This is a genomic window from Actinacidiphila rubida, from assembly GCF_900110255.1.
Taxonomy (GTDB): Bacteria; Actinomycetota; Actinomycetes; order Streptomycetales; family Streptomycetaceae; genus Actinacidiphila; species Actinacidiphila rubida.
The window spans coordinates 1-20,405 of record NZ_FODD01000067.1; the positions used below are offsets into that span (position 1 = coordinate 1).

Below are 20,405 nucleotides of genomic sequence, written 5' to 3' on the forward strand. Positions count from 1 at the left end.
CGTTGGCGCGACCAGCCACGACGGCGCGGCACACGCTGGATCAAGCTCCGGGGGCACCCCGTTGGCGCGACCAGCCACGACGGCGCGGCACACGCCGGAACAAGCCCCGGGGGCACCCCGTAGGCCGGCCCCGGTCAACCCGTCAGGCGACGACCGGCACCGGCGCGGCGGCCGCCTCGGTGATGCGGCGCTCGGCCTCGGCGTGCCCGCAGGGGTGGCAGCCGAGTGCGATGTGCCGGGCCACGATGCCGCGTTCGGCGCGCATGAGGTGCCAGCCGCGGCGCAGCAGGAAGGATACGGACTTGCGGCCTTCGCGCAGGTCGCGCAGGAACCTGCGGCGCGCGGTCGTGGCGGGACGCCCGCGCAGGCACAACGCGTCGGCCAGCAGGCCCAGTTCGCGGCAGCGCTCGGCGATCTCGGCCGCGAAGATGCCCTCGGCGAGGAAGACCGGCGCGCCCTGGAGGTCGAGCCGGGCCCGGCCGGTGGCGGCACTGGCGGCGAGATCGTAGACGGGCGTCTCCGCGGCACCGTCCGCGCACAGCGCGGCGATCGCCGCGACGGCGGCGTCCGCGTTCCACGAACCCGGGGCGTCCCAGTCGACGGCCGAACCGCCCGCCATCAGTGGCAGCGTCGGGTCGTCGCCGTCCTTGTAGAAGTCGTCGAGGACCAGCACGGGAAGCCCGCTACGGGCGGCAAGCGAGGACTTCCCCGACCCCGAGGGGCCGGCCACCAGGATCACACGCGCAAAGGGTCCGCTCACGGGAGACCATTCTCCCATGGGTTCACGGTGTGGTCGCCGGTGCGTCGCACGGATGTGCCGCCCCCGATGCCGCCGCGTGGTGGGACCCGCGTGACCTGGGAGCCGGGGCCGCGTTGGACGGGTATGGCCTCACTTCGCACCGCCCTGGTCCTGACCCTCACCGGCGCCGCCGCCGTCGCGATCCCCGCGGGGACCGCCGCCGCGGCCGCACCGGCCGACGCCACCGGCCCGCAGCTCGGTCAGGCGCTGCCCGACACCCTGACGAACTCCGCGCTGGGCTCGATGCTGCCGACCCAGTCCGTCACCGGCGCGCTCGCCAGCGGCATCGGCCCGGTGAAGAACCTCACCCTCGACCCGCTGTCCCACACCGGCACCGACCCGCTGGACAACGCGCTCGGCTCGCAGATCGCCGACTTCAAGCCGGTGTCGACGGCGGTCGTCACCGATCCGGTGACCCATGGCGGCTCGCTCGCCACACTGCCGCTGGTCGGCAAGGCCGCCGGGCTGCTGCCCGGCTGAGCCCCACCGCCGCGCGCCCGGGTGGGGACCCGGGCGCGCGGCGCGGCTCAGACCCCCATGGGGTGCCAGACCGTCTTGGTCTCCAGCCAGGCGGTCAGGCGCCCGATGCCGGGATCGGCGGACCAGTCCTCGGCCGACGGGCGGCGGACCCGCTTGAGGTTGTCCGCCGCGGCCGCCTCCAGCTCGGCGGCCAGCTCCGCGGACGCGCCGGTCAGGTCGATGCCGTTGACGTCCTGGTGGGCGGCGAGCGGCGCGGCGATCTCCGCGGTCTTCCCGGACAGGACGTTGACCACGCCGCCGGGCACGTCGGAGGTGGCGAGCACCTCGCCGAGCGACAGCGCGGGCAGCGGCGCCTTCTGCGAGGCCACCACCACCGCGGTGTTGCCCGTCGCGATCACCGGTGCCAGCACCGAGACCAGGCCGAGGAACGACGAGTCCTGCGGGGCCAGTACGGCCACCACGCCCGTCGGTTCCGGCGTCGACAGGTTGAAGAACGGCCCCGCCACCGGGTTGGCGCCGCCCACGACCTGCGCGATCTTGTCGGTCCAGCCGGCGTACCAGACCCAGCGGTCGACGGCCGCCTCGACGACCGCCGCCGCCTCGGACCTCGACAGGCCCTCGGCCTCGGCGACCTCGCGCGCGAACTGGTCGGCGCGGCCCTCCAGCATCTCCGCGACCCGGTAGAGCACCTGGCCGCGGTTGTACGCCGTCGCGCCCGACCAGCCGCCGACGGCCTTGCGCGCGGCGACCACCGCGTCGCGGGCGTCCTTGCGGGAGGACAGGGGCGCGTTCGCCAGCCAGGCGCCGCTCGTGGAGTCCGTCACCTCGTACACCCGGCCGCTCTCGGAGCGGGGGAACTTCCCCCCGACGTACAGCTTGTAGGTCTTGAACACGCTGAGCCGCGACGGCTTCGCGTCCGCGGTCTCCTTGGTGTCCGCGGCGACCGCGGCCTCCGTCGTGCCCGTGGCGTCCTTCGCGTCCTTCACGGCCTTCGTGTCTTTCGTTTCCTTCGCGGCCTGCCGGGCCCCGCGCGCGGGCTGCGCCTTCCGGGCAGCCTGCGCCTTCGTGGTCCTGGCCGTGCTGCCGGCCTTCGCGGTCTTCTCCGAGGCTGTCACTTGAGGTACCCCTCCAGGCCGTGGCGGCCGCCCTCCCGGCCGTGGCCGGACTCCTTGTAGCCGCCGAACGGCGAGGTCGGGTCGAACTTGTTGAAGGTGTTGGCCCACACCACACCGGCGCGGAGCTTGCTCGCCACCGCGAGGATGCGCGAGCCCTTCTCCGTCCAGATGCCGGCCGACAGGCCGTACGGCGTGTTGTTGGCCTTCTCCACCGCCTCGGCGGGGGTGCGGAAGGTCAGCACGGACAGCACCGGGCCGAAGATCTCCTCGCGCGCGATGCGGTGCGCCTGGCTGACGCCGGTGAACAGCGTCGGCGCGAACCAGTAGCCGGCGTCGGGGAGTTCGCAGGCCGGCGACCAGCGCTCGGCGCCCTCGGCCTCGCCAGCGTCGGCCAGCGCGGTGATCCGGGCCAGCTGCTCCGCGGAGTTGATCGCGCCGATGTCGGTGTTCTTGTCCAGCGGGTCGCCGACCCGCAGGGTGCTCATCCGCCGCTTCAGGGCGTCCAGCACCTCGTCCTGCACCGACTCCTGGACCAGCAGCCGCGAACCGGCGCAGCACACGTGGCCCTGGTTGAAGAAGATGCCGTTGACGATGCCCTCGACGGCCTGGTCGATCGGCGCGTCGTCGAAGACGATGTTCGCGGCCTTGCCGCCCAGTTCGAGGGTGACCTTCTTGTCCGTGCCGGCGACCGTGCGGGCGATGGCCTTGCCGACCTCGGTGCTGCCGGTGAACGCGACCTTGTCCACGCCCTCATGGGCGACGAGGGCCGCGCCCGCGTCGCCGTACCCGGTGAGGATGTTGACGACGCCGCGCGGCAGGCCCGCCTGGCGGCACACGTCGGCGAAGAACAGCGCCGACAGCGGAGTGGTCTCCGCGGGCTTGAGCACCACGGTGTTGCCCGCGGCCAGCGCCGGGGCGATCTTCCAGGCCAGCATCAGCAGCGGGAAGTTCCACGGGATGACCTGGCCGGCCACGCCCAGCGGCTTCGGGTCGGGACCCAGGCCCGCGTGGCCGAGCTTGTCCGCCCAGCCCGCGTAGTAGAAGAAGTGCGCGGCGACCAGCGGCAGGTCGACGTCCCGGGTCTCGCGGATCGGCTTCCCGTTGTCCAGCGACTCCAGGACGGCCAGCTCGCGGGAGCGCTCCTGCAGGATGCGCGCGATCCGGAACAGGTACTTGCCGCGGTCGGCGCCCGGCAGCGCGGACCACGACGCGAACGCCCGGCGCGCGGCCCGCACCGCGCGGTCGACGTCCTGCTCGCCGGCCCGCGCGACCTCGGCGAGCACCTCCTCGCTGGACGGCGACACCGACTTGAAGACCCGCCCGTCGGCGGCCTCGGTGAACTCGCCGTCGATGAACAGCCCGTAGGAGGGGGCGAGATCGACGACCGCGCGCGACTCCGGCGCGGGTGCGTACTCGAACATCTGGTGCTTCACGGTCACGGGAATCAGTCCACCGTCACGTAGTCGGGACCGGAGTACCGGCCGGTGCGGAGCTTCTGACGCTGCATGAGCAGGTCGTTGAGGAGGCTGGAGGCGCCGAAGCGGAACCAGTCGGGGGACAGCCAGTCGTCGCCGGCCGTCTCGTTGACGAGCACCAGGTACTTGACCGCGTCCTTCGTGGTGCGGATGCCGCCGGCCGGCTTCACGCCGACCTGCACGCCCACGGTGTCCCGGAAGTCGCGGACCGCCTCCAGCATCAGCAGGGTGTTCGCCGGGGTCGCGTTCACCGCGACCTTGCCCGTCGAGGTCTTGATGAAGTCGGCGCCGGCCAGCATCGCCAGCCACGAGCAGCGGCGGATGTTGTCGTACGTCGACAGCTCGCCGTTCTCGAAGATCACCTTCAGGTGCGCCGCCGAGCCGTCGCCGCGCGCGCACGCCGCCTTGACCGTGCGGATCTCCTCGAAGACCTCCATGTAGCGGCCCGACAGGAACGCGCCGCGGTCGATCACCATGTCGATCTCGTCGGCGCCCGCCGCGACCGCGGCCCTGGTGTCGGCGAGCTTCACGTCCATCGCGGCGCGGCCCGCGGGGAACGCGGTGGCCACCGACGCGACGTGGATGCCGGAGTCCCCGAGGGCCTCCTTGGCCACCGCGACCATGTCCGGGTAGACGCAGATCGCCGCGACCCGCGGGGTGGTGCGGTCGGTCGGGTCGGGCAGCACGCCCTTGGCGCACAGCGACCGGACCTTGCCCGGGGTGTCGGCGCCCTCGAGCGTGGTGAGGTCGATCATCGAGATCGCCAGGTCGATGGCGTACGCCTTCGCCGTGGTCTTGATCGAGCGGGTGCCGAGGCCGGCGGCGCGGGCTTCGAGGCCGACCGCGTCGACGCCGGGCAGCCCGTGCAGGAACCGGCGCAGGGCGCTGTCGGACGCGGTGACGTCCGCCAGGCCGGAGAGCCGGCCCGCGGCGTCGGGGGCGTATGCGGGAACAACGGAGGACATGGTCACCACATCAGCATATCTACGCGCGTAGCAGCCTGTCACCATCCTGGCGCAGTACCGCCGCGCACACCGGGGCCGCCCGACCACGGGCGGTGACCGAGATCGGATAGCAACCGGGTCGTGCCCGGGTACGGTACCGCGTCGTGCACAATCGGGGCTTATGACGAGCCCCCACCAGGATCGCCCGAAGGGTCCGGCCCCCGCCGGGGACGGGCAGCCGAAGTACGCCGACCGCGTCTACCGCTCCATGGCCGGAGTCTCCGGCGGCGTGCTGCTGCTCCTGCTCGCCGTGTGGCTCGGCGGCGACGCGATCATCCGCGGGCACGGCCGCACCCCGTGGCTGTCCCTGGCCGGGCTGCTGCTCGCCGTGCCGGTCGTCGTGGCCTTCACGATCCGCCCGGCCGTCTACGCCAGCCGCGAGCGGATCCGCATCCGCAACCCGCTGCGCACCATCACCCTGCCGTGGTCCGGCGTGGACCGGATCCGCGCGTCGTACTCCTCCGAGCTGTTCTCCGGCGACCGCAAGTTCCAGCTCTGGGCGATCCCGGTCTCCCTGCGAGCGCGCAAGCGGGCGTCCCGCCAGGCGTCGCGGGCCGCGGCGGCCGGCGACGATCCGTTCCGCGCCGGGCCCCTGCGCCGGCCGAACCTCCGCCCGGGCGGCCAGCCGCACGATCCCGGGCGGGCGTGGTCGGACCAGGCGCTCGACGAGCTGCGCGAGCTCTCTGACGAGCATCCCGTGCCTTCTGATGCGGCGGAGCGGCCGGGGCCGGAGATTCGCTGGTGCTACGAGTTGATCGCTCCCGCGGTGGCCGGGGCGATCGTTCTGGCCGTCCTCCTGGCGCTCTAGCTTTTCCCGGGGGTTCGGGTTCCGTCCTGCCCCTTGCGGTGCGTCGCCGTCCACCGGCCGGTGGGTGGTTGCTCGCGCAGTTCCCCGCGCCCCTGACGGGGTCCGTCCTGCCCCGTGCGGTGCGTTGCCGTCCACCGGCCGGTGGTGGGTTGCTCGCGCAGTTCCTCGCGCCCCTGGTGTGCGTGCCCTTTGTCCGTGGGGTCGGGGGCGCTCCGGAAGCGTCTCCTCGGAAATGTGCATACGGGTACCTCCACCGAGGCACCCGGGGGCCGCGCACATTTCTCTGCGGGGAGCACTTCCTCCCCACCCCCTCCCGCTTACCCACCGTGCGGCGGGGGACATGGGACACGGCCAGGCTCTGTCCTCCCGCAGACGGGGACCGGCCGGAAGGGGACGATCCGGGTGTGTCCCCGCAGAGCTTTGCAAGGCCCCGGGCACCCTGACGGAAAAAGCCGCCATGCAAAGCTCGAGGAGACACTCCCGGAGTGGCCCCTGACCCCACCCACGAACCTGCACCGCCAGGGGCGCGAGGAACTGCGCGACCAGCCGAAACAAGACCGGCAGACGGCAGCGCGCAGCGCGTGGCACCCCGGATGCCGCAGGGGCGCGGGGTCCCCCAGCCTTCGGCCGGGAGGTGCCCCCAGCGCGAGGGACCACGACGAACCGTGGGACGGCGACGGCGGCCCGGGGGCACCCCGGAAGCCGAAGGGGCGCGGGGAACTGCGCGAGAAGCCACGACGGCGCGGCACACGCCGGAACAAGCCCCGGGGGCACCCCGTTGGCGCGAACAACCACGACGGCGCGGCACAGGTCGAGTAAGCCCCGGGGGCACCCCGTTGGCCGACAACCCTGCTCCCGCCAGCTAACGCGGCGATGGCGTTATGGAACCGCTTTCGTGACGCTGAGCGACGTGCTGTGAACGAGGGGCAACTTCGTGGTGAAGGATGCCGCGAGCAACCGATGAGGCAACCCTGAGGCATCAGTGCGGCACCTACATTGCCCGTGCCGCACGCGGCACCCAGCCGCGCGGCCGCGTCGTGCGCGGAACCGGTCGGGTTCGCTCGTCCTCGAGCGGGCGCGCTCGCGTGTGCGCACCAGCGCAATGACCGCAGACAGGGGTGGGGATGCAGGATGGCCGGGGAGACGGCGGGGGGTGGCGCCGCGCTCGGAATGCGGTGCCAGATGGACATCGGCGAGAGCGGCTGGTTCTCGTGGCGGCTGACCGCCAGCAACGGGAGGGTGATCGCGCTCGGCGCGAAGTCCTTTCCGGACGAGGCGTCGTGCCGTGCCGGGTTCGAGGGGCTCTGCAAGGAGCCGGAGGCGCTGAGCGGGGGAGTGCAGCACGCCTCCGAGACCAACGGGTGGGTGTGGCGGTTACGGGACGCGGACGGCCAGGTCCGCGCGGTGTCCGCCCGGGCGTACGAACGGCACTCCACGTGCCAGGCGGCGTACGAGCGGTTCAGGGTGTTGCTGCTGGCGCTCCGGGAGACGCCGGCGTCGTTGTGGGGGGACGCGGGCTGAACGGACGCGTGGGCTGACGGGCGGAGCCTCCGCTCCGTCCCCAGGTGAACGGAAGTTGCCCCTACGGGTGCCGTCGTTCAACTTGGTGTGCTCACCCGGCCATCGCACTTCGTGAGCGTCATCCCGTGACGATGCGAACACGGGCACGAACAGCAGGTGCCGACATGGTTGTCGACGCCGGCGCGGCCGCGGACCGGCCGCGCCGGCTGTATGCGGACTCGGGTCTCCCCGACCGGCTGTTCCGCGGTGTGGCGACCGGCGGCGGCGCACTCGTGCTGGCCGTGATGCTGCTGGTCGGCGGCTTTCTGACGTACCGCGGGTGGCAGGCGCTGCGGGAAGCCGGCTGGTCGTTCGTGACCACGGCCCAATGGGACCCGGACGCCCGGCACTTCGGCATCGCGGCGGTGATCACCGGCACGGTCCTGATCGCCGGCGTCGCCATCGTGTTCGCGGTGCCGCTGGCGATCGGCACTGCGCTCTACATCTCGGAGTACGCGCCGTTCCGGCTGCGCCGGACGCTGGTCAGCACCATCGACCTGATGGCCGCGGTTCCTTCGGTGGTCTACGGCCTGTGGGGCCTGTTCTTCCTGCAGGGCAAGGTGATCGGCCTGGCCCGCTGGCTGTCGACGTACTTCGGCTGGATCCCGCTGTTCAAGGTGGACGGCGCCGACCCGAACGACCCGCTGGCCACCGCGACCGTCTACACCGCGTCGACGTTCGTCGCGGGGATGGTGGTGGCGATGATGGTCACCCCGATCATCTGCTCGGTCATCCGCGAGGTGTTCTCGCAGGCCCCGATCGGGGAGCGCGAGGGCGCGTACGCGCTGGGCGCGACCCGCTGGGGCATGATCCGCTCGGTCGTGCTGCCGTTCGGCAAGGGCGGCATGATCGGCGGCACGATGCTGGGCCTGGGCCGGGCCCTGGGCGAGACGATCGGCGTCTACATGATCATCTCCCCGGTCTTCGTGGTCCAGCCGCACATCCTGCAGGCCGGCGCCAGCTCCGTCTCGTCGCTGATCGCCCTCCGCTACGGCGAGGCCACGCCGTTCGCCATGTCCGCCCTGATGGCGGCGGGTCTCGCGCTCTTCCTGATGACGCTGGTCGTCAACTTCGCCGCCTCCTCGATCGTCGCCCGCAGCCGTTCCGGCGCCACCGCCGAGTAGCCGAGCAATCGGCGGAACCAGGAGTACCTTCCGCATGACCACGGACGCCACGGAGGCGAGAGGCGCGACCGCGCCCGGTTCGCCCACGCCCGCGCCGCCCGCCGGCGCGGCCCCCACCGGCACGACGCTGCCGGACCGTACGGCGGTGGCGCCCGCGCACGAGCGGCGCCGCGCCACGACGACCCTGCGCGGCACCGACGTCTACGCCATGCTGGGCTCGGCGGCCGCGTCGCTCTCCCTGACCTGGCTGTTCTTCACCCGCCTCGCGCCCTTCAGCGGCGGCCTCGGCTTCGTGGTGTTCGCCTACGTCCTGTTCCTCGCGCTGTACGCGCTGCTGGTCTCCTTCGACGAGAACGGGCCGGCGGTCCGGGACCGCATCGCGTCCGCGATCGTGCACAGCCTGGCCGTGATCCTGCTGGTGGCGCTCGCCTTCGTGGTCGTCTACACGCTGTGGTCGGGGCGCAAGGCGCTGCCGCACACCAACTTCTTCACCCAGGGCATGAAGCACGCCGGTCCGCTCGACCCGCTGACGGTCGGCGGCATCCGGCACGCGATGATCGGCACGCTGATCCAGATCGGCATCGCGCTCGCGCTGACCGTGCCCGCAGGCCTGCTCTGCGCGGTGTTCCTCAACGAGGTGCCGGGCCGCTTCTCGCGCTTCGTGCGCACCGTCGTCGAGGCGATGACGGCGCTTCCGTCGGTGGTCGCCGGTCTGTTCATCTACGCCACCGTGATCCTGAGCCTGGGCGTGCCGCTGTCCGGCCTGGCCGCGGCGCTCGCCATCTCGGTGATGATGCTCCCCATCATCATCCGCGCCTCCGACGTGGTGATCCGGCTCGTACCCGGCACCCTGCGGGAGGCGTCCTACGCGCTGGGCTCGCCGCGCTGGCGGACGGTGTGGCACGTCGTCCTGCCCACCGCCCGCTCCGGCCTGACCACCGCGGTCATCCTCGGCACCGCCCGCGGTGTCGGAGAGACCTCGCCGGTCCTGCTGACCGCGGGCTTCACCGCGGTCACCAACCTCGACCCCGGCAACGGGCCGATGGTCTCGCTGCCGCTGGCCACCTTCGAGTTCGTCAAGTCCCCCCAGCCCGCGATGATCGCGCGCGGATTCGGCACGGCGGCGACCCTGCTCGTGCTGGTCCTGATCCTCTTCGTGATCGCCCGCACCATCGGCGGGCGCGGTCCCGGCGAACTGACCCGCCGTGGCACCCACCGCCGCGTGGTCGCCTCCCGCCGGGACCAGAAGCGCTTCGCCGAACGGGCCGCGGCCCGTGCCTCCATGGCCTACTCCGGCCCCACGACCCACCACGTACAGAGCCCGGACCCGGGACCCGCACAGGGAGTTGACGGATCGTGAAGAAGATACGGGCGACGGCCGCGGCCTTCGCCCTGATGCTGTGCTCGCTGCTGGCCCTCGGCCAGTCGCCGGTGCACGCGGACACGTACGCCCGCATCAGCGGCTCCGGCTCCACCTGGAGCCAGAACGCCCTCGACCAGTGGCGGCGCAACGTCACCCAGTACGGGATGACCGTCGACTACACCGGCAACGGCTCCACCATCGGACGGCAGCAGTTCGCCGATCACACGGTCGACTTCGCCCTCTCCGAGATCCCCTACGGAATGACCGAGTTCGGGGTGCGGGAACCTCCGCCCACCCGCGGCTACGCCTACATGCCGATCGTGGCCGGCGGCACGGCCTTCATGTACAACCTGAAGATCGGCGGCCGCCGGGTCACCAACCTGCGGCTCAACGGCGACACGGTCACCAAGATCTTCACCGGCAAGATCACCAACTGGGCGGACAAGCAGATCGCCGCGGACAACCCCGGTCTGTCGCTGCCCAGCCGCAAGATCATCCCGGTGGTCCGGTCCGACGGCGCAGGCAGCACCGCCCAGTTCACGCTGTGGATGTCCAAGCAGCACGGTGCCCTGTGGAACGACTACTGCCGGCGGCTCGGCAAGCCGGTCCCCTGCGGACTGACGTCGTACTACCCGGTGGTGCCCGGCTCCGGCTTCATCGCGCAGAACGGTTCGCTCGGCGTCTCCGGCTACACCCGGCAGAACTACGCCGAGGGCGCCATCACCTACGTCGAGTACTCCTACGCGCTGACCACCGGCTTCCCGGTCGCCAAGGTCGAGAACGCGGCGGGCTACTACACCGAGCCGACCGCGTCCAACGTGGCGGTCGCCCTGACCAAGGCGCAGATCAACCAGAACAAGGACTCGTCGCAGTACCTGACGCAGATCCTCGACGGCGTCTACACCTACCAGGACTCCCGGGTGTACCCGCTGTCCAGCTACAGCTACATGATCCTCCCGACGACGCTGGAAGCGCCGATGACCGCGGCCAAGGGCAAGACGCTCGGCGCGTTCGGCTACTACTTCCTGTGCCAGGGCCAGGCCCAGGCCGACCCGCTGGGCTACTCGCCGCTGCCGATCAACCTGGTCCAGGCCGGCTTCGACCAACTCAGGAAGATCCCGGGCGCGGTCGCCCAGAGCATCAACATCGCGGGCTGCCACAACCCGACGTTCTCCACGTCAGGCGTCAACACCCTGGTGAAGAACGCCCCGTTCCCGCGGGCCTGCGACAAGGCCGGTACCCAGCAGTGCCCCAGTGGCACGGGCGGCGCGCAGCACATCTCCACCCCGGTGAAGCCCTCGGCCTCCACCAGCGGCGGCGGCTCGACCGGCGGCACCACGACGGGCGGCAGCGGCACCAACGTCGGCACATCGGGCGGCAGTTCGGGAACCACCGCCGGATCAACGGGAGGAACGGCCGGTACCACCACGGCCGGCGGCACCTCCGGCACCGCGGGCACCACCACGGCGGGCGGTGTCGACCCTGACACCGGTCTCGCGACGGGCGACTCCACCGGCAGCTCCGGCGGCGCCCAGGACATCGCGGCCTCCAGCGTCTCGGTCGGCGCGGACTCCTTCTGGGGTCTGCGGACCTGGCTGATGGGCATCTCGGCTCTTCTGCTGCTGGCCGTCGTCGTCGCCCCGCCCGCCCTCGCCCGCCGGCTCGCCCGGCCCGGCTCCACCACGGGGAGGCGTGATGAGCGTGCGTGACACCACCGGAAAGCCGCGGGCGCTCATGGTCCGCGCGGGCGGCCTGCTGGTCGCCCTGCTCGCCGCGGTCGGCTTGGTCCTGCTCCCCGTCCCGGCGGGCAGCCAGGCCCGGGCGGCCAGCGGGACCAGCGACTCCGCGGTCACCAAGTCCGGCACGAAGGGACCGCTGGACGACTTCTCCAAGCTGAAGGTGACGGTCGACCAGACGAAGGACCTGACCGACCAGGGCGTCAAGGTGTCCTGGACCGGCGGGGCGCCGACGAAGACGGGTGCGAGCCCCTTCGGCTTCGACTTCATGCAGATCATGGAGTGCTGGGGCAACTCGCCGAACGGCCCGGACCGGGACCAGTGCGAATGGGGCAACGCGCCGACCGTCTCAGACTTCACGGCCATCGGACGGCGGGTCGCCTACACGCATATCGCCAACGGCACCGTCACCGACCTGGACGACCCGCGGGAGTCACTGCCGGCAACGCCTAGCGGGCAGGTGCTTCCATTGCGGACGGTCACCGGTGACACCTCGACCGATGTGACGAAGTATTTCACGTCACTCACCACCAATGCGCAGGCGGTGGTCGCAACCGGCAGCGACGGCACCGGCGAGACGATCTTCACGCTGGCGTCCGGCGAACAGGCGGACTACGCAGGATGCGGCAAGGTCGCCAGCGCGGGAGCACAGCCGTCGCAGTGCTGGCTTGTCGTCGTGCCGCGAGGCGAGCACGAGCCGGACGGCGCCGCGCCTTCCTACGGGCTGAGGACCTCACCGCTGTCGCAGTCCAACTGGGACCAGCGCATCGTCTTCAAGATGGACTTCAAGCCGATCGGTGCGTACTGCACGGTCGGGCAGAAGGAACAGCCCACCATCGGTTCCGAGATGGCCCAGGAGGCGATCACGTCCTGGCAGCCCACACTGTGCACGTCGCAGAACGTCAACTTCGACTACCTGGAGCAGAGCAGCGAGTACGTTCGGCAACAGGTCCTGGCCGGCAGCCAGAACGGCCAGCTCGGCTTCGTCCAGGACCCGGTCGTGGCGTCGCCCGGCAGCCCACCGGTCGTGCATGCACCAGTCACGGTGTCCGGGCTCGCCATCGGTTACAACATCGAGGCCAACGGATCGACACGGCAGGTGCCCCGGCTACGCCTCAACGCCCGGCTCATCGCGAAATTGCTCACTGAGTCCTACCAGTGCGATGTGGCCGCTCCGCACGGCCAGATTGTCCACGGCAAGCTGTCGAAGAACAATGCCCAAAAACTGATTGATGACCCGGAGTTCGCTCAGCTCAATCCTGGCTTCACGGGCCCTGTCGTGAGTGCCTGTCGAGCCGGATTGCAAGTCCCGCAGGGGCAGAGTGATTATGCCGAAATCCTCTGGCGATGGCTGCGTTCGGACCCGGATGCGAAGAGCTTCCTTGACGGTAAGCCCGATGAGTGGGGCATGACAGTCAACCCGGCGTTCCGCTCCGCCGAACCGGATATAAGCTCGCTTAACGAATTCCCGAAGCCGGACCCGACCACCATCCTACCGAGACCGGACCTCCCGAACCTCCCCATCAGTGCCGTGACGATGAACCCGTACGCCTCGGATCTGCACGATGACGCGATCCGGACGCGGGCAGCTAACAACAAGGGCGCCTGGAGTATCAGCACTAGCCTGCCGCCGTCCTACGAGCAGACACCCCAGCTGCCGGGGCAGTACTTCATGCTGGGGTTGACCGACACCGCGACCGCCGCGAAGTACCGGCTCGGTACGGCTGAACTGCTCAACGCTGACGGCCAGTACGTCGCACCGACCGAAGATACGCTGACCAAGACCGTTGCGGGAATGAAGGAGGGTTCGGTCGCCGGGGTACTGGACCAGGACCCGGGGCTCAAGACCTCTGGTGCCTACCCGCTCACCATGGTCACTTACGCCGCCGCGTCCACCGGCCTGAACGCTACCTCCCGTTCCGATTACGCGACCTTGATCCGCTATGCGGCCGGGCTCGGCCAGCAGCCCGGAATCGGCAACGGCCTGCTCCCGCCTGGTTATGCGCCCCTCCCGACGAAACTGCACGACCAGGCGCTCGCGGCCGCCACCCAACTCGTGGCCGGCGCGCCCGCGTCCAGCGGCGGCACCTCGGCAGGGTCCGGTGATGTGGGCGGTACCAGCGGCGGACTGAGCACCGGCGGGTCGTCGGGTTCGCTGACCGGCGGCGGCACCTCGGCCGGCTCCGCCGGCTCCGCCGGCTCGGCCGGCGGAACGGCGGCGGGCACCACCAGCGGGGCCACCCCCTCGTCGTCGGCCACTGCGGCCGCGGCCGCCGGCGGGAGCACCTCCGGCGGATCTCCCAACGGCCACAACGTCGCGGAGACCGGCAGCAAGACCCCCGGTCTGCTGCTGGGTGCCGTCCGCTGGGTGCTGCTCGTCGTCCTGATCGTCGGCATCGCGGGCTCGCTCGCCGGACCGCTCCTCCTGCGCGCGGGCATGATTCGCGCCGGCGGCGGCGCGATGTTCCCCTTCCGGAAATTCAGCAGGGGGCCAGCGTGAGGGCGATGAATGCTCTTGGTTCTCCAGTGAATTCCATCCGCCTGAACACGGAGGAAGCACAGTGATCGTGAAATCCGCCCAACGGGCCGCGGTCATCGCCGGCGCCACGGCTCTCGCGGGCGTCCTGGTGACGGGCACGGCGCAGGCCGATCCGACCGAGTTCCGTGAGCTGAACGGCGTGGGCTCGGACACCACGCAGGACGTCATGAACGGCCTGGGCAAGGTCATCGTGGACCCGAACAACACCCCGGCGCACCTGTTGATCGCGTCCTACGACGCGGTCGACCCGAGCACGGGTGCGCTGCACGACTGCATCGTGGTGCGCAAGGGGCATGCCTGCATCCCGCGGCCCTGGGGCGCTGATCAGGGTATTGCGGCGTTGAAGAACGACATTGCCGGCGGCAGCGGCAACCTGGACTTCGCCCGCTCCTCCGCCGGTGTCACGGACGCCTCCGCGTCATCGCTGACCTGGATCCCGTTCGCAAAAGAGGCGGTGACGCTGGCGGTCAAGACCGGCAGCACACTGCCGACGAACGTGACGACGCAGCAGCTGCAGCGTGCGTACAACTGCGAGGACGAGACCACCGGCGCCGCTCTGCCGGCCGGCACGTTCCCCACCATCAACGGCGTGACCGTGCACCCGCTGGTCCCGCGATGGTTCGGCTCCGGCACGACGCGCACGTTCTGGGCTTCGAAGCTGGGCTTGAGCGCCATCGACCTGCCCGGCTGTGTCAAGGACGTGGCCAAGAACGGCAACGGGATTGAAGACGGCGACGGCAGTGCGCTGCAGCGCACCATCGCCGTGGACGGCGCCGAGGACATCATGCCGTTCTCGATCGCCCAGTGGATCGCGCAGTCCAACTCCGCGACCACGGGTGTCCGTGACCGCCGCAACGGTGCCGTGCTGGAGTCGGTCGACGGGACCGCGCCGACCGTCAGTGGCGCGCTCAACACCGCGTTCCCGATCAACCGCGAGGTCTACGACGTCGTCGCGACCAGCCGCCTGGCCGAGGCCGACATCAAGCTGGCCTTCGTCGGCTCGACCTCCAAGACCTGTGTGAACACCACCACCCTCACCGCCTACGGCTTCGGCACGGTCGCCGACTGCGGCTCCACCACGCTCACCGGGAAATCCTGATCCGGCGCGGACTTGGACGCCCCTTAGAAGGAAATTCGAGGAGATTCCGGAATACCGTTCGTTCACCTTTCCACGGCGGTGAATTTGGTTGCCGGTGGAGGGGGTTGTGACAAAGATGTTACGTGGCCGGTCGACGGGCGGGCCACTCAGGGGGAATTCCGGAGTCCCTCGGCACGCAATATCTGCGAATTCCATCCGCATGACTACGGAGGAAACACAGTGAACGTGAAATTCGCCAAGCGGGCAGCGGTCATCGTCGGTGCCACGACTCTCGGTGCGGTGCTGGTGGCCGGGACGGCGCAGGCCGACCCGACCGAGTTCCGCGAGCTGAACGGCGCGGGCTCGGACACCACGCAGGACGTCATGAACGGTCTCGGCAAGGTCATCGTCGACCCGAACAACACCCCGGCGCACCTGCTGATCGCGTCCTACGACGCGGTCAACCCGACCACCGGCGTCGCGCACGAGTGCATCGTGGTCCGCTCGGGCCACGCCTGCATCACCCGTCCGAACGGCTCCGGCGAGGGCATCGCCGCGCTGAAGTCGGACATCGCCAGTGGTCTCGGCAACCTGGACTTCGCCCGCTCGTCCAGCGGTGTGACCGACGCCTCGGACGCGTCGCTGACCTGGATCCCGTTCGCCAAGGACGCGGTGACGCTGGCGAAGAGCGCCACCAGCACGCTGCCCGCGAACGTGACGACGCAGCAGCTGCAGCGTGCGTACAACTGCCAGAACGAGACCACCGGCGCCGCTCTGCCGGCCGGTACGTTCCCCACCATCAACGGTGTGACCGTGCACCCGCTGGTCCCGCAGTCCGGTTCCGGCACCCGCAAGTTCTGGGCGTCGAAGCTGGGCTTCAGCGCCACCAGCCTGCCCGGCTGCGTGAGCGACGTGGCCAAGGACGGCTCGCAGGTCGAGGAGCACGACGGCGGCGCGCTGCAGCGCACCGTCGCCGCGGACGGCTCCGAGGACGTCATGCCGTTCTCGATCGCCCAGTGGATCGCGCAGTCCAACTCCGCCACCACGCTCGTGCGGGACCGCCGTCACGGTGCGGTGCTGGAGTCGGTCGACGGCACCGCGCCGACCGTCAGCGGTGCGCTCAACACCGCGTTCCCGATCAACCGCGAGGTCTACAACGTCGTCGCGACCAGCCGCCTGTCCGAGGCCGACATCAAGCTGGCCTTCGTCGGCTCGACCTCCAAGGTCTGCAGCAACTCCACCACCATCACCACCTTCGGCTTCGGCACGGTGACCGACTGCGGCGCCACCACGCTGACCGGCAAGTCCTGAACCATCGCGCCTCCCGCGGGGCCTTCGGGTCTGAGGCCCCGCACCTGATCCACCACGGCGGATGACCGTCCGCCGGGCCGGGCACCCCTCGCGGGTGCCCGGCCGCACCACCACTTCAGGGGACCACCACCATCCGATTTCCCAGGGGGAATCAGACAATGAACCGAAGACTGCACGGCGCGCTGGTCGGCACGCTGGGACTGGCCATCGGCATGGGCTCGCTGTTCGCCGGCACGGCGACCGCGAGTGCCGCCTCCGCGGCGGGGACCGCGGCGAGCGGGACCGTGAAGCTCACCGCCAGGAGCAGCAGCATCACCGACGGCTCGCCGTTCACCCAGGTCTCGGTCAACAAGGCGTGCCCGGCCGGCTACCAGGACAACCTCGGGGTGTACCTGGTGACCGCCGACGGCGCGGAGTCCAGCATCGCGTACCACCTCACCGACGGTGCTCCGTTCAGCTCGGCGCCGGTCACCGCGCAGGAGCCGGCCGAGTCGACGGCCACCACCTACGTGAACTCGATCGCCGACGCCTTCGGCAACGTCAACGCCCCGCTCGTGGACGGCACCTACCCGATCCACGTGGTGTGCGGCAGCGCCGACCCCGCGAACTTCCCGGAGCGCCCGACGTTCACCGGCTTCATCGACGTGACCGGTGACACGTGGCAGGTCAGCAGCCGCCCGGCGCCGGTGGCCACCAAGATCAAGCTCACCGCGAGCCCGGCCAACCACGTCCAGGTCGGCCAGACGTTCACCCTCACGGCGACCGTCACTCCGGCCGTGACGGGCACCGTCCAGTTCTCCGCCGACGCCGGGGCCAACCCGATCGGCGGTCCGGTGGCCGTCGTCAACGGCGTGGCCAGCGTGACGGTGCCGACGAACGCCATCCCGGAGATCCGGCAGTACGCCGCGGTCTTCACGCCGTCGGACCAGCTCACCTACGCGCAGGCGTACGAGGTGTTCAGCTACGCCTTCCTCGCCGCGCCGTCGATCACCGTCAAGGACGCGACGGGCACCACCCTCGGGGTCAACCCGCAGCTGACCCCCGGCCAGCAGGTCACCGTCTCCGCGGCGGGCTTCCAGCCCTCCGGCGGCGAGACGGTCGACGCGTCGATCACCCGGGTCTACGGCTCGCTTTCGGCCGGCCTCCCGTCGACCACCTCCGACGCCGTCGGCTCGGTGACGAACTACACCGTCACCGTCCCGAACTGCATCACCGCCGGGTCCCACAAGCTCGTCCTCTCCGGCGAGGACTCGAAGGTCAAGATCACCTTCGCGTTCACCACAAAGTAGTCGTGACGGTCGCCGGGACACCCCGCTGACCTGCACGAACGCACACCGGCCCTGCCACCTGCCAGGTGGCAGGGCGGTGCGCGTAACGCCGCACCACCCGCACCACCACCGTATTCGTGAGGGGACAAGGAGACATGAAACGAAGATTGCACGCGGCACTGCTGGGCGTGCTGGCACTCATCCTGGGCAGCGGTGCCCTGGTCCTCACCACGTCGGGGACGGCCGGCGCCGACGACTCCTCCGGGACGGTGACGCTGACGCCCAGCAGCGGCTCGCTCAGCGACAACCCGCCGCTCACCGGCCTGACGCTGTCGAACGGCTGCCCCACGGGCTTCCAGGACGCCATCACCATCAACGTCAGCCTTCCCGACCTCGGTGACAGCAGCATCGTCTACAACCTGACGGACGGCGCTCCGTACACGGCGTCGCCTCTGACGGTGTCGATTCCTGCGAGCCCGGGGCCGACCACCTACATCAACAGCATCGCCGACGCGTTCTCCAACTACGGCGCGACGGTGGCCGACGGCACGTACGCGGTCCAGGTCGTCTGCCAGGCGACCGGCGGGAGTTCCACGGCCGATTCGACGTTCACCACGCTGATCGACATCACCGGCAACGACTGGGCCGTCAAGCAGGCCGCCCCGCCGACCAGCACGTCGGTCACGGTCGCGGCCGACCCGGCGGCCTATTCGATCGTCAGCCACTCGTTCACGCTCAGCGCGACGGTGACGCCGAGCGGCGCCGCGGGAACCCTGCAGTTCACCACGGACGCCGGCAACCCCCTCGGCACGGTGCCGGTGACAGGCGGAACCGCGAGCCTGCCCATTCCCGTACCCCCCAGCGGCAGAGGGATCTACAAGTACCAGGCGGTCTTCACGCCCACGGATCCCACCGCGTTCGCCGCCAGTACGTCGTCCATGCTGGCCTACCCCGTGCTCGACGAGCCGGTGGTCAGTGTGTTCGACGACACCGGCAACAATCTGGCGGACACCCCGACGCTCACCACCGGCCAGAAGACCAAGGTGAACGGGCTGGGCTTCATGCCGTCGGCCGACCCCGCATCGACGACCGGCGGCGAGACCGTCACCGTGACGCTCGACGGGGCAGCAGGGGATCTGGCGAAAGCCACTCCGAACGGCGCTGGAAGCGTCGCCAACTACGACTTCACCGTCCCGTCGTCGCTGTCCAGCGGCGACCACACGCTGAAGCTCAAGGGCGACACGACGGGCGTGGAGCTGACCTTCCCGTTCAAGGTCGGCACGGACAGCTCCGGTGACACCTCCGGCTCGACGGCGGGTGGCACCAGCGGTTCGACGGCGGGTGACACGTCCGGCTCGACGGCGGGTGGCACCAGCGGTTCGACGGCGGGTGACACGTCCGGCTCGACGGCGGGTGACACCAGCGGTTCGACCGCGGGTGACACCTCCGGCACCTCGGGCACGTCCGGTGACGTGACCGGCGGCACCAGCGGGACGAGTGGTGGCTCCAGCACCGGCGGGACGTCCGGGGGCGGCAACGGCCCGCTCGCGGCGACCGGCGCGGCCGGCATCACCACGATCAGCCTGCTCGCCCTGATGCTCCTCGGCGGCGGCGGCTACGCCGTCTACCGGGTGCGCAGGGACGGCCGGCTGCTCTCGTTCGGCCCGACCCCGCGCGACTGACCTCGCGCACGCACCGCCCCGCGGCGGGTGGGGTGCCGCAGCCCGCGGCACCCCACCCGCCGCACCGGACGTCCACCCCGGGCGTACCGGACCGATCCGACCCCGCACCGCGAGTCCGCAGCGAAGGAGCCCACCCGTGGCCGTACTGTCACCGACGCAGCCGGCGGCTGCGCCACCGCAGGAGCCGGCCGCGCCGCCGCCCGGCGGCCGCGGCCAGGCCGACCTGCGCTTCGTCCTCCCCGGCGCCGCGTTGACGCTGCTGGCCGTGCTGCTGCTCGGCTTCGCCGCCAACCTCACCGTGCTCGGGCACATCGAGCACGCCCGCGCGCAGCAGAGCGGCTACGACCAGCTGCGGTCCGAACTCGCCCAGGGCACCGCGCCGGTGGGCCGGCTGGACATGAACGGCAAGGAGGTGCCCAGCGGTTCGCCCGTCGCCGTGCTGCACATCCCGGCGCTGAAGCTGCGCGAGGTCGTCTTCCAGGGCACCACGTCGGGCGTGCTCACCAAGGGCCCCGGGCACCTGCGGAACACCCCGCTGCCCGGACAGCCCGGCACCAGCACGATCCTGGGCCGGCAGTGGGGCTACGGCAGCCCGTTCAACCACCTCGACGAGCTGAAGGCCGGCGACCCGATCACCGTCACCACCGGACAGGGCCAGCAGCACTACCAGGTCACCGGCATCCGCCGGGCGGGCGACCCCGCACCGGCCGCCCTGCAGAACGGCCAGGGCCGGCTCACGCTCATCACCGCCACCGGCGGCGCCTACACCCCGCACGGGGTGCTGCGCGTCGACGCCACGCTGGTCGGCACCGCGCAGCCCGCGCCCGCCGCCGGGGGCCTCATCTCCACCGCGGAACGCCCGCTGGAGGGCGACCCGTCCGCCTGGCTGCCGGTGATGCTGTGGCTCCAGGCGCTGCTGATCGTCGTCGTCGCCGCCACCTGGGCCTTCCGCCGCTGGGGCCGCTGGCAGACCTGGATCGCCGGCGTCCCCGTCCTCGTCGCGATCGTCGTCGCCCTGTCCGGCGCGGCCACCGAGCTGCTGCCGAACCTGCTCTGACCACCG

General features: G+C 71.0%; 16 protein-coding genes. 12 read left to right on the forward strand and 4 right to left on the reverse strand.

Annotated features, from left to right (window positions below; translation table 11 throughout):
* Positions 1-142: 142 nt before the first annotated feature.
* The gene (locus BMW99_RS36625) at positions 143-778 is read right to left on the reverse strand and encodes a hypothetical protein (protein WP_075018305.1); all 636 of its coding nucleotides are present in this window, start codon (positions 776-778) and stop codon (positions 143-145) included.
* Positions 779-883: 105 nt separating this feature from the next.
* On the opposite strand from BMW99_RS36625, the gene BMW99_RS36630 reads away from it, so the two are divergent.
* A complete protein-coding gene (locus BMW99_RS36630; RefSeq protein ID WP_069467399.1) occupies positions 884-1,279 on the forward strand; it encodes a hypothetical protein in 396 nt (131 codons plus the stop codon).
* Positions 1,280-1,326: 47 nt separating this feature from the next.
* On the opposite strand, the gene BMW99_RS36635 is transcribed toward BMW99_RS36630, so the two are convergent.
* The 3 genes from BMW99_RS36635 to deoC form a co-directional block, all read right to left on the reverse strand.
* A complete protein-coding gene (locus BMW99_RS36635; protein ID WP_075018312.1) occupies positions 1,327-2,172 on the reverse strand; it encodes an aldehyde dehydrogenase family protein in 846 nt (281 codons plus the stop codon).
* A 218-nt stretch (positions 2,173-2,390) separates the two neighbouring features.
* Positions 2,391-3,815: an aldehyde dehydrogenase family protein gene (locus BMW99_RS36640; RefSeq protein ID WP_069467401.1), complete on the reverse strand. Its 1,425-nt coding sequence runs from the start codon at positions 3,813-3,815 to the stop codon at positions 2,391-2,393.
* 23 nt (positions 3,816-3,838) lie between these two features.
* Complete coding sequence (gene deoC / locus BMW99_RS36645; RefSeq protein ID WP_079139083.1) at positions 3,839-4,834, reverse strand: deoxyribose-phosphate aldolase; 996 nt, start codon at positions 4,832-4,834, stop codon at positions 3,839-3,841.
* A gap of 160 nt (positions 4,835-4,994) precedes the next feature.
* Here deoC and BMW99_RS36650 point away from each other — a divergent pair, with 160 nt between their 5' ends.
* The 11 genes from BMW99_RS36650 (at position 4,995) to BMW99_RS36700 (ending at position 20,399) form a co-directional block, all read left to right on the forward strand.
* Positions 4,995-5,681, forward strand: coding sequence for a PH domain-containing protein (locus BMW99_RS36650; RefSeq protein WP_069467400.1), 687 nt, complete (start codon positions 4,995-4,997; stop codon positions 5,679-5,681).
* A 1,182-nt stretch (positions 5,682-6,863) separates the two neighbouring features.
* Positions 6,864-7,202, forward strand: a complete 339-nt coding sequence (locus BMW99_RS36655) for a YegP family protein (protein ID WP_143080608.1) — start codon at positions 6,864-6,866, stop codon at positions 7,200-7,202.
* A gap of 164 nt (positions 7,203-7,366) precedes the next feature.
* On the forward strand, positions 7,367-8,365 hold the full coding sequence (pstC, locus tag BMW99_RS36660) for a phosphate ABC transporter permease subunit PstC (RefSeq protein ID WP_069466274.1): 999 nt from the start codon (positions 7,367-7,369) through the stop codon (positions 8,363-8,365).
* A gap of 34 nt (positions 8,366-8,399) precedes the next feature.
* Positions 8,400-9,725 (forward strand): phosphate ABC transporter permease PstA, encoded by a 1,326-nt coding sequence (gene pstA / locus BMW99_RS36665; protein WP_069466273.1) that lies wholly within the window; start codon positions 8,400-8,402, stop codon positions 9,723-9,725.
* Positions 9,722-11,437: a phosphate ABC transporter substrate-binding protein PstS gene (locus BMW99_RS36670; protein ID WP_069466272.1), complete on the forward strand. Its 1,716-nt coding sequence runs from the start codon at positions 9,722-9,724 to the stop codon at positions 11,435-11,437. The genes pstA and BMW99_RS36670 overlap by 4 nt, the downstream gene beginning before the upstream one ends.
* Entirely contained in the window at positions 11,424-13,964 is a 2,541-nt protein-coding gene (locus BMW99_RS36675; RefSeq protein ID WP_075018306.1) for a hypothetical protein, read from the forward strand. The genes BMW99_RS36670 and BMW99_RS36675 overlap by 14 nt, the downstream gene beginning before the upstream one ends.
* 67 nt (positions 13,965-14,031) lie before the next feature.
* Positions 14,032-15,102: a hypothetical protein gene (locus tag BMW99_RS36680; protein ID WP_141726340.1), complete on the forward strand. Its 1,071-nt coding sequence runs from the start codon at positions 14,032-14,034 to the stop codon at positions 15,100-15,102.
* 225 nt (positions 15,103-15,327) lie between these two features.
* Entirely contained in the window at positions 15,328-16,392 is a 1,065-nt protein-coding gene (locus tag BMW99_RS36685) for a hypothetical protein (RefSeq protein ID WP_069465923.1), read from the forward strand.
* A gap of 158 nt (positions 16,393-16,550) precedes the next feature.
* Positions 16,551-17,681: an Ig-like domain repeat protein gene (locus BMW99_RS41695; protein WP_069465920.1), complete on the forward strand. Its 1,131-nt coding sequence runs from the start codon at positions 16,551-16,553 to the stop codon at positions 17,679-17,681.
* Positions 17,682-17,815: 134 nt separating this feature from the next.
* On the forward strand, positions 17,816-19,342 hold the full coding sequence (locus BMW99_RS36695) for a hypothetical protein (RefSeq protein ID WP_143080609.1): 1,527 nt from the start codon (positions 17,816-17,818) through the stop codon (positions 19,340-19,342).
* A gap of 136 nt (positions 19,343-19,478) precedes the next feature.
* Positions 19,479-20,399, forward strand: a complete 921-nt coding sequence (locus tag BMW99_RS36700) for a sortase (protein ID WP_079176313.1) — start codon at positions 19,479-19,481, stop codon at positions 20,397-20,399.
* Positions 20,400-20,405 lie beyond the last annotated feature (6 nt).